The sequence below is a fragment of the Janthinobacterium sp. GW458P genome (genome assembly GCF_002127585.1).
Classification (GTDB): domain Bacteria; phylum Pseudomonadota; class Gammaproteobacteria; order Burkholderiales; family Burkholderiaceae_D; genus Janthinobacterium.
This window is the reverse complement of record NZ_NEGZ01000026.1, coordinates 60,024-69,847: the sequence shown is the minus strand read 5'-3', so window position 1 is coordinate 69,847 and position 9,824 is coordinate 60,024. Positions and strand designations below refer to the sequence as shown.

Genomic DNA, 9,824 nt, shown 5'->3' with positions numbered 1-9,824 from the left:
CGGGGGCGGGTGCTGCCGCTGCCGGCGCGGGGACGGCGGCGGGCGCGGGATGTTGCTGCGCGCCTACCCAGGCGGCGCCGGCCAGGGCGCAGGCGCCCAGGCCGATACCGGCGGCGAGCCAGCCATTGCGTACGCTTGAGCGTGCCATGCTTATTGCTCGCGTTTCGTCAGGTAGGCGTTGAAGCCATGGTCCATGTACGCAGACAGCGGCAATTCGTCCGACAGGACGGCGGCGTCGATTTCTGCCAGTTCGGCAATATGTTGTTCCTGCTCAAACTGATAGATGCCCACCATGCCGCCGACCAGCAGCAGCAGCGGGATGACCACGCTCATGCGGCCCAGCCATGACAGCGGCTCGGCGAAGAACTGGCTGGCCACGCCGGCGAACACGTTTTCGCGCGCGGCCATGGCGGCGGGCGCGTCCGCCTTCTTGCGCGACAGGGCCAGCTTGCGTGCCGCTGCCAGGCGATCGGTGGCCGATGCGGGCAGGTCGTCGAGTTTTTCGTTCAGTGCATGGCGCACTTTGTAAGCGAAATTGAGATCGTCGGTGTTCATAATTTTATTCCCTTGGCTTTCAGCGATTCGGCGAGCGTGTGGGTAGCTCTAGAGCAATGTGTTTTCACGCTGCCTTCGGAGCAACCCATCGCTTCCGCTGTTTCAGCCACATCCATGTCCTGCCAATAACGCATGAGGAAGGCTTCGCGTTGACGTGACGGCAGTTTTTGTACTTCTTCATCAATCAAATCAAGGGTTTGCGCGCGTTCGACCTGGTCGGCCGAGGATTCGGCGGCGCTGGAGCCCTGTTCCGATTCATAAGTGTCAAGTATATCAAAATCTTCATGCTCGTCGCCCGAGGGCTTCATGCCGGAAAACAGGCTGACCCAGGTGTTGCGAACTTTTTCGCGGCGGAAATAATCGAGTATGGTGTTCTGCAAGATGCGCTGGAACAGCATCGGCAGTTCGGCGGCCGGCTTGTCGCCGTATTTCTCGGCCAGCTTGATCATCGCGTCCTGCACGATGTCGAGTGCCGATTCATCCTTGCGGACCGCGTAGGCGGCCTGCTTGAAAGCGCGCCGCTCGACATTTTCTAGAAAGTCGGATAATTCTTTGTCTGTTGCCATGCGGTATGGGGGCGAGCTAACGGCTGCGTGTGCTGTGGGCGAAAGGGAGGCGGGTATGCTTTTTGCAACCATGAGCATGCTAGCAAAAAATGTGCGTTTCCGCAGGGTTTTTGCATGTGGTGCGAGCAAAAAGGGCTTTCGGCTGACATTTTCCTTGACCATAATGGTGCAACGCGATAACGTAGGGGACGCTTTGAACACCCCAAAGCCCTATGGTCAGGTCGCGACCGGCACACAAGGCCAGCAGCGGCAAGACGCGCTTTCATTTGTAGGCAGTTTGTTCTAACCCGCGCCACAAGCGCGAGCGGTTCGTACAGGCGCCACAGAAACTCCGGCCAAACGAGTTGCGTTAAGCGTTGTTTTGTAAGGTATCTATGGGTGCCCAAAGAAATTGCGTGACCGCATGAAAAGGGAAGCAGGAGCACTGTTGCGTTAGGCGTACCTCGTCAGGAAAGAACATCCGATCAATCTCCAATGGACCTTGAAAGGAATGTTTCATGAATACCGAAGCAAAGGGACCTGCAACAGGTTCCGCAACAGGACCGATCACGGGCGCAGAAATTGTCGTGCGCTGTCTGGCTGAAGAGGGCGTCGAGCACGTCTTTGGATATCCGGGCGGGGCCGTACTCTACATCTACGACGCCATCTTCCAGCAAAACAAATTCCAGCATATCCTGGTACGCCACGAGCAGGCCGCGATCCACGCCGCCGATGCCTATTCGCGCAGCTCGAACAAGGTCGGTGTCGCCATCGTCACGTCGGGTCCCGGCGTCACGAATGCCGTCACGGGCCTGTCGACCGCCTATATGGACTCGATTCCCATGGTGGTGATCTCCGGCCAGGTGCCGAGCCACGCCATCGGCCAGGATGCGTTCCAGGAATGCGACACGGTCGGCATTACCCGCCCCGTCGTCAAGCACAACTTCCTCGTCAAGGACGTCAAGGATTTGGCGGCCACGATCAAGAAGGCGTTCTTCATCGCCCGTACCGGCCGTCCGGGACCCGTGCTGGTCGATATCCCCAAGGATATCAGCATGCACAAATGCCATTTCGACTACCCGAAGGAAGTCGAGATGCGTTCCTACCGTCCCGTCGACAAGGGCCACTCGGGCCAGATCCGCAAGGCCGTGCAGCTGCTGCTGCAGGCCGAACGCCCGATGATCTACACGGGCGGCGGCGTGATCCTGGCAAATGCCTCGGCCGAGCTGAACAAGCTGGTCGATCGCCTGGGTTTCCCGTGCACCAACACCTTGATGGGCCTGGGCGCCTACCGCGCCTCGAGCGAGCAGTTTGTCGGCATGCCCGGCATGCACGGCACCTACGAAGCGAACATGGCGATGCAGAACTGCGACGTGCTGATCGCCATCGGCGCCCGTTTCGATGACCGCGTGATCGGCAACCCCAAGCATTTCGCTTCGCATCCGCGCAAGATCATCCACGTGGACATCGATCCATCGTCGATTTCCAAGCGCGTGAAGGTCGATATCCCCATCGTCGGCAACGTCAAGGACGTGCTGATCGAGTTCCTCGCGCAGCTTGACGCGGCCGAAGCCAAGCCGAACGTCAATGCCCTGAGCAACTGGTGGAAGCAGATCGCCGAATGGCGCGGCCGCGAATGCCTGAAATATCCGACCTCGGACCTGGTCATCAAGCCGCAATCGGTGGTTGAGAAAGTATACGAGATTACCAAGGGCGACGCCTTCATTACCTCCGACGTGGGGCAGCACCAGATGTGGGCGGCGCAATATTATCGCTTCGACAAGCCGCGTCGCTGGATCAATTCCGGCGGCCTGGGCACCATGGGTGTCGGCTTGCCGTACGCCATGGGCGTGCAGATGGCCAATCCGGACGCCACCGTTGCCTGCATCACGGGCGAAGGCTCGATCCAGATGTGCATCCAGGAGCTCGCCACGTGCAAGCAGTATCACCTGACGCCGAAGATCATCATGCTCAACAACCGTTTCCTCGGCATGGTGCGCCAGTGGCAGGAAATCGATTACGGTTCGCGCTATTCCGAGTCGTACATGGATTCGCTGCCCGACTTCGAGAAGCTGGCCGAAGCGTATGGCCACGTGGGCATGAAAATTGAAAAACCGGGCGACGTCGACGGCGCCCTGAAAGAGGCGTTTGGCATGAAAGACAGGCTGGTGTTCATGAACTTCATTACCGACCAGTCTGAAAACGTGTGGCCAATGGTGAAAGCCGGCAAGGGCCTGTCCGAAATGATGCTCGGCTCGGAGGATCTCTAATCATGCGCCATATTATTTCTGTTTTGCTGGAAAACGAAGCGGGCGCCCTGTCGCGCGTGGTGGGCCTGTTCTCGGCACGCGGCTACAACATTGAAACGTTGACCGTGGCGCCGACGGAAGACTCGACCCTGTCGCGCATGACCATCGTCACCAGCGGCTCGGACGACATCATCGAGCAGATCACCAAGCACCTGAACCGCCTCATCGAGGTTGTCAAGGTGGTGGACCTGACCGAAGGCCAGCATATCGAACGCGAGTTGATGCTGATCAAGGTCCGTGCCGTGGGCAAGGAGCGCGAGRAAATGAAGCGCACCGCCGATATCTTCCGTGGCCGCATCATCGATGTCACCGAAAAGACGTACACGATCGAATTGACCGGCAACAAGGTCAAGCTCGACGCGTTCATCGATTCGATCGACCGCGCCGCCATCCTGGAAACCGTCCGCACGGGCGGGTCCGGCATCGGCCGCGGCGAACGCATCCTCAAAGTATAAAAGTATAAAAACAGCAGTACGCGGCCACGGCCGCACCCCCATACAACGCATCATCAAATATATAGGAAATACCATGAAAGTTTTTTACGACAAAGACGCTGACCTCTCCTTGATCAAAGGCAAAAACGTCGCCATCATCGGCTACGGTTCGCAAGGCCATGCGCACGCGCAAAACCTGAACGATTCGGGCGTCAACGTCACCGTCGGCCTGCGCAAGGGCGGCGCTTCGTGGACCAAGGTCGAGCAAGCGGGCCTGAAGGTGGCGGAAGTCAACGACGCCGTGAAAGCGGCCGACGTCATCATGATCTTGCTGCCGGATGAAAACATCGCCCAGGTCTACAACGAAAACATCGCGCCGTTCGCCAAGCAGGGCGCCGTGCTGGCCTTCGCCCACGGCTTCAACGTGCATTACGGCCAGGTCGTGCCACGCGCCGACCTCGACGTGATCATGGTCGCGCCGAAAGCCCCGGGCCACACCGTGCGCGCCACCTACACCCAGGGCGGCGGCGTGCCCCACCTGATCGCCGTGTACCAGGACAAATCGGGCATCGCCCGCGACGTCGCCCTGTCGTACGCCTCGGCCAACGGCGGCGGCCGTGCCGGCATCATCGAAACGAATTTCCGTGAAGAAACCGAAACGGACTTGTTCGGCGAACAGGCCGTGCTGTGCGGCGGCGCCGTGGAACTGATCAAGGCCGGCTTCGAAACCCTGACGGAAGCGGGCTACGCGCCTGAAATGGCGTATTTCGAGTGCTTGCACGAACTGAAGCTGATCGTCGACCTGATCTATGAAGGCGGCATCGCCAACATGAACTACTCGATCTCGAACAATGCCGAATACGGCGAATACGTGACCGGTCCTAAAGTCGTCACCTCGGCCACGAAGGATGCGATGCGTCAATGCCTGAAAGACATTCAAACGGGCGAATACGCGAAGAGCTTCATCCTGGAAAACAAGGCGGGCGCACCGACCCTGATCTCGCGCCGCCGCCTGACGTCCGAGCACCAGATCGAAGAAGTGGGCGCGAAACTGCGCGCCATGATGCCTTGGATCGCCAAGAACAAGATGGTTGACCAGTCGAAGAACTAAATAATTATCGTTCTTCACAGGAAGCCGGCGCAAGCCGGCTTTTTTTGTGCGCGGGCGCCTGGCCGCCAACATCCGTTACAATCAGGTCCATTCAACCATAGCGTCAGCCTCATGCTTGTTTTTTCTAAAGTTTTTGTCGGCAATCTTCATGTGCTCAAGCGTCCCGCCTCGGTTGCCATCAGCTGCTGGTTTCTGGTCATCGGCTCGCTGTCGGCGCTGGTGTCAGCCTACCTCGGCCGCAACGATCCCGCCATGCAGGCGTGGATGGCGGACGGCGCGATTCCCGCCGAGGTGCAATACGCGATCTTGATCTTCAGTCAGGGCATTACCGTGGTGGCGGCGCTGGCCATGCTGCAAAGGCAGCGTGGCGCGCGCACCGTGTATCTGGTGTGGGGCGTGATCGACATTGCATTCTGCCTGGCGACCGTGCCGCTGAAGATGAGCGTCTTGCCTGGCGCGCTCCTGTTCGCCGTCATCTGCGCCTTGCTGTACAGTCCGAAATCGAATGCCTGGTTTTCGCCGCGCAAGGCGGCCAATGACGCCTGCATGACGCCAGCCTGAGCGCGGCCGGCTTGAGCACGGCTGTCTTGGCGCGCACGCTTTTCGCCCGCCTCCTATATAATCCCGCCCTTCCTTTGCAGTTTCCTGTGGACTGCATCTGTTTCGGTATCTGCCGACCGCAACGCGCATCACCGCTTTTGTAGCACGCCAGGCGCTGGTTTTTTAGCCGCTTGCGCAACCAGAAAGACCCCCATGACTGACCGTATCACCGCCACGGCGCCCTCGCAGGCTGCTGCTGACTCTTCCATTCCCGTCCTGGCCTTGCTGGCCCTGGCCATGACGGCCTTCCTCGCCCTCCTGTCGGAAACCTTGCCCGCCGGCTTGCTGCCGCAGATTGCCAAGGACCTCGGCATTTCCGAAGTCATGACGGGCCAGCTGGTCACCGTGTACGCCATCGGTTCCATATTGACGGCGATTCCCCTGACGGCGCTCACCAGCAGCTGGCGCCGGCGCAACGTGCTGCTGCTGGCCATCATCGGCTTTTTGATCTTCAATACGGCGACGGCCCTGGCGCCCAACTACGTCGTCGCCCTGGTGGCGCGCTTCGTCACCGGCATGGCCGCCGGCCTGGCCTGGGGCTTGATGGCCGGCTACGCGCGCCGCATGGTGTCCGTGGAACAGCAGGGCAGGGCGATGGCCATTGCCATGATCGGCACGCCGCTGGCCCTGTCGCTGGGCGTGCCGTTGGGCACCCTGATGGGCGGCGTGCTGGGCTGGCGCAGCATCTTCGGCGTCATGTCCGCCATGGCCGTGGTGCTGGTCGCGTGGGTGCTGCTGGCCGTGCCCGATTATCCGGGGCAAAAGCAGGGCGAGCGCCTGTCGATCCGCCAGGTGTTCATGACGCCGGGCGTGCGGCCGATTCTGGCGGTGATCGTCGCCTGGATGCTGGCGCATAACATTTTATATACGTATATCGCGCCGTTCCTGGCGCCGTCCGGCTTGCGCCCCCGCGTCGACCTGGTGTTGCTCGTGTATGGCGTGGGTTCGCTGGCCGGCATCTGGCTGGTCAGCCAGCTGATCGACCGCTGGCTGCGCCCGCTCGTGCTGGGCTGCATCGCCGCCTTTGCCCTCGTGATGGTGGCGCTGGGGCTGGCGATGGACTCGCCCGCCGTGATCTATGTCAGCATGGCCATCTGGGGCATCACCTTTGGCGGCGCCGGCACCCTGCTGCAGACGGCGTCGGCGGACGCGGCCGGCGACGGCATGGATGTGGCGCAGGCGATGGTGGCGACCATCTGGAACGTGGCCATCGCGGGCGGCGGCCTGACGGGCGGCATGCTGCTCGACGGCTATGGCGCGGCGTCGTTCCCGTGGGCCATGCTGGCCCTGCTGCTGGTGGCGCTGGGCATCGCCTGGCGCGCGCGCCGTTACAGTTTCAAGCCGGGCCGCCGCACGGGCGGCGTGGTGGCGGGACATTGATGTCATTGCCATTTAAAATAACGTTGTTATTAAAATGTGAGTAAATGTGACCGCCAGACGCATTTTGTGACGATTTGTTAATTTGCGCCACGGGAATGAACGAGGCGTTAGAATCTACACAGTTTGACAAGTTTCTCAAGCGAAAGGGACGGCAAAAGCGTTCCTTTCGCGGGCTGTCAGCCATATTAACCACCTAGGAGTACCCCCATGACCGTGATGAAATCCGTCCTTGTTGCCGCCGCAGCCACCGTTGCCCTGAGTGCGCAAGCGCAATCCCTGCCGACTTCCGGCACCCTGGTGGTCGTCCCCGCATTTGGCGAAGTCAAGCATGTCAACGACCAGGTCGTCGCCACCCTGGCCATCGAAGAGCAGGACAAGGACAAGGCCGCCGCCGCGTCGCGCGTGAACCAGAAGATGAACAAGGGCATCGCCATCGTCAAGCAGGCCGATCCTTCCGCTGCGCTGAAATCGTATGGCTATTACACCTACCCCGTGTATCCGGAAGAGCGTCCGCTGCCGGCCGGCGCCGTGGCCAAGCCGCGCCTGCCGACGGCGTGGCGCGTGGGCCAGTACCTGGAAGTGACGACGGCCAACCTGGCGTCCCTGCCGAAAACCGTGTCGGCGGCGCAAGGCGTGCTGACCCTGAATGGCTTGAATTTCGGCCTGAAGCCGGAAACCATCCGCCTGCTGGACGACCAGCGCATCGCCGCCACGTATAAAAACCTCAACGAGCGCGTGGCCGCCATCGCCAGGGCCATGGGCCGCAACGTGTCCGACGCCGTGCTCGATACGGTGGACTTCGAAGGTTCGGGCAATTACGCCACCGAAAGCCGTCCGGCCGCCGCGCCGATGATGATGCGCAGCGCCAAGATGGCCGAAGACAGCGTCGTCGCCGAGCCGAGCTTCGAGCCGGGCGAAACGACGCTCGACATGCGCGTCGTCGGCAAGGTGAAGTTCAAGTAAGCAAGCGTGTTTGCGCCGCGTGCCCCGCCCGCGGTACAGTAGTCGTCAAGTAAAAGCCGGGGAGCACCCAAGCTCCCCGCGCGTCTGAGTATCAAATTCCCAAGGAGAAATATATGACCGTCATGAAAGCTGTGCTGGCCGCCGCCGTTACCGCCGCCGCTACCGTTGCCCTGTCCGCCCATGCGCAAAGCCTGCCCACCGCCGGCACCCTCGTGGTCGTGCCCGCCAACGGTGAAGTGGTGCAGGCGAACGACCAGGTGACCGTCACCCTGGCCATCGAAGAGCAGGACAAGGACAAGGCCGCCGCCGCCTCGCGCGTGAACCAGAAGATGAACCAGGGCGTGGCCATCGTCAAGAAGGCCGACCCGCAAGCCGTGCTGAAGACGCAGGGCTACTACACGTATGCCGTATACCCGGAAACGGCGCCCTTGCCGCCAGGCAGCGTGGCCAAGGCCCGCGTGCCGACGGGCTGGCGCGTAGGCCAGTACCTGCAGGTAACGACGACCAATCTGGCCGCCTTGCCGAAAACCGTTTCCGCGGCGCAAGGCGTGCTGACCCTGAACCGCCTGAACTTCGGCCTGGCGCCCGCCACCATCCGCAAGCTCGACGACCAGCGCATCGCCGCCGCCTACAAGAATCTCAATGAGCGCGTGGCCGCCATCGCCGGCGCCATGGGCCGCAACGTCAATGACGCCGTGATCGACACCATCGATTTCGAAGGTTCGGGCAACTATGCGCAGCGCGCCAACATGGCCGGCGCGCGCGCCATGAGCGCCGATGCGGCCAGCTACGGCGGCAGCCAGGTGGCCGAACCGAGCTTCGAACCGGGCGAAACCACCCTGAACATGGGCCTTGTTGCCAAAATCAAGTTCAAGTAATTTGTTCGGCGTTCAAGGCTGGATGCGGCGCTATCTTGCCAAGCTTGCTCCATCGCACTTTTCTTTGGCGGCGGCTCCTCTATAATGGCAGGATCGGCGCGCGCATGGTGTAATGGCCATGTGCGCGCCGCCTGGCACCGATACCCCGCAGTACACAAAATATGGAACAACATGGCAAACTTCCCCCGTCGTAGAGGCAAGAACGGCACTCCCGCAGCATCCAAAGCTTCCCGCTTCAGCAAATTCGTGCGCCAGCCGGTGGCAGATGGCACGGGCAAGAAAACCTTGCGCCGCCGCGGTATTTATCTGTTGCCGAACGCCTTCACGACGGCGGCCCTGTTTTGCGGCTTTTATGCCATCGTCATGGCCATGAACCAGAAATTCGAGCACGCGGCCTGGGCCATCTTCATCGCCATGATCCTCGACGGCCTCGATGGGCGCATCGCGCGCCTGACGAACACGCAAAGCGAATTCGGCGCCCAGTACGACAGCCTGTCCGACATGGTGTCGTTCGGCGCCGCGCCGGCGCTGGTCATCTATGAATGGTCGCTGCGCGGCATGGGCAAGCTGGGCTGGCTGGCCGCCTTCGTCTACTGCGCCGGCGCCGCCCTGCGCCTGGCCCGCTTCAACACGAATATCGCCGTGGTCGACAAGCGCTTCTTCCAGGGCTTGCCCAGCCCGGCTGCCGCCGCCATGGTGGCCGGCTTCATCCTGCTGATGAACGACCTCGAATTTGCCGGCAACCAACTGGCCTGGGTCTCGTGGACGATCGCCGTGTTCGCCGGCCTGACCATGGTCACCAACGTGCCGTTCTACAGCTTCAAGGATGTCAATTTCCGCAAGTCCGTGCCCTTCATCGTCGTGTTCCTGCTGGCACTGTTCTTTGCGCTCATTTCCATCGATCCGCCGAAAGTGTTGTTCCCCATCTTCGTTGCCTACGGCTTGTCCGGCTACGCCGTGTTTTTCTGGCGCATGGCCAAGGGAAAGCCTGTTAGCATAGTCCAGACGGACCCGGAGCACTGACAGCGGCCTGGGTCGGTAGCCACTTC

Annotated in this window: 10 protein-coding genes; 8 read left to right on the top strand and 2 right to left on the bottom strand. The window is 61.2% G+C overall.

Features of this window, described 5'->3' with window-relative positions:
* Nucleotides 1–150 precede the first annotated feature (150 nt).
* On the bottom strand, nt 151–555 hold the full coding sequence (locus CBW50_RS15905; protein ID WP_086146457.1) for a DUF3619 family protein: 405 nt from the start codon (nt 553–555) through the stop codon (nt 151–153).
* Complete coding sequence (locus CBW50_RS15900; RefSeq protein WP_086146456.1) at nt 552–1,121, bottom strand: RNA polymerase sigma factor; 570 nt, start codon at nt 1,119–1,121, stop codon at nt 552–554. The genes CBW50_RS15905 and CBW50_RS15900 overlap by 4 nt, the downstream gene beginning before the upstream one ends.
* Nucleotides 1,122–1,618: 497 nt before the next feature.
* On the opposite strand from CBW50_RS15900, the gene CBW50_RS15890 reads away from it, so the two are divergent.
* The 8 genes from CBW50_RS15890 (at nt 1,619) to pssA (ending at nt 9,798) form a co-directional block, all read left to right on the top strand.
* Entirely contained in the window at nt 1,619–3,370 is a 1,752-nt protein-coding gene (locus tag CBW50_RS15890; protein ID WP_172404781.1) for an acetolactate synthase 3 catalytic subunit, read from the top strand.
* A gap of 2 nt (nt 3,371–3,372) precedes the next feature.
* Nucleotides 3,373–3,864 (top strand): acetolactate synthase small subunit, encoded by a 492-nt coding sequence (ilvN, locus tag CBW50_RS15885; RefSeq protein ID WP_086146454.1) that lies wholly within the window; start codon nt 3,373–3,375, stop codon nt 3,862–3,864.
* Between the two features lie 73 nt (nt 3,865–3,937).
* Nucleotides 3,938–4,954, top strand: a complete 1,017-nt coding sequence (gene ilvC / locus CBW50_RS15880; protein WP_076567050.1) for a ketol-acid reductoisomerase — start codon at nt 3,938–3,940, stop codon at nt 4,952–4,954.
* 111 nt (nt 4,955–5,065) lie between these two features.
* Complete coding sequence (locus tag CBW50_RS15875; RefSeq protein ID WP_139842533.1) at nt 5,066–5,515, top strand: hypothetical protein; 450 nt, start codon at nt 5,066–5,068, stop codon at nt 5,513–5,515.
* Between the two features lie 192 nt (nt 5,516–5,707).
* On the top strand, nt 5,708–6,934 hold the full coding sequence (locus CBW50_RS15870; RefSeq protein WP_086146452.1) for an MFS transporter: 1,227 nt from the start codon (nt 5,708–5,710) through the stop codon (nt 6,932–6,934).
* 207 nt (nt 6,935–7,141) lie between these two features.
* Entirely contained in the window at nt 7,142–7,897 is a 756-nt protein-coding gene (locus tag CBW50_RS15865; protein ID WP_086146451.1) for an SIMPL domain-containing protein, read from the top strand.
* A 113-nt stretch (nt 7,898–8,010) separates the two neighbouring features.
* Nucleotides 8,011–8,775 (top strand): SIMPL domain-containing protein, encoded by a 765-nt coding sequence (locus tag CBW50_RS15860; RefSeq protein ID WP_086146450.1) that lies wholly within the window; start codon nt 8,011–8,013, stop codon nt 8,773–8,775.
* Between the two features lie 171 nt (nt 8,776–8,946).
* Nucleotides 8,947–9,798, top strand: coding sequence for a CDP-diacylglycerol--serine O-phosphatidyltransferase (gene pssA, locus CBW50_RS15855; protein ID WP_086146449.1), 852 nt, complete (start codon nt 8,947–8,949; stop codon nt 9,796–9,798).
* Nucleotides 9,799–9,824 lie beyond the last annotated feature (26 nt).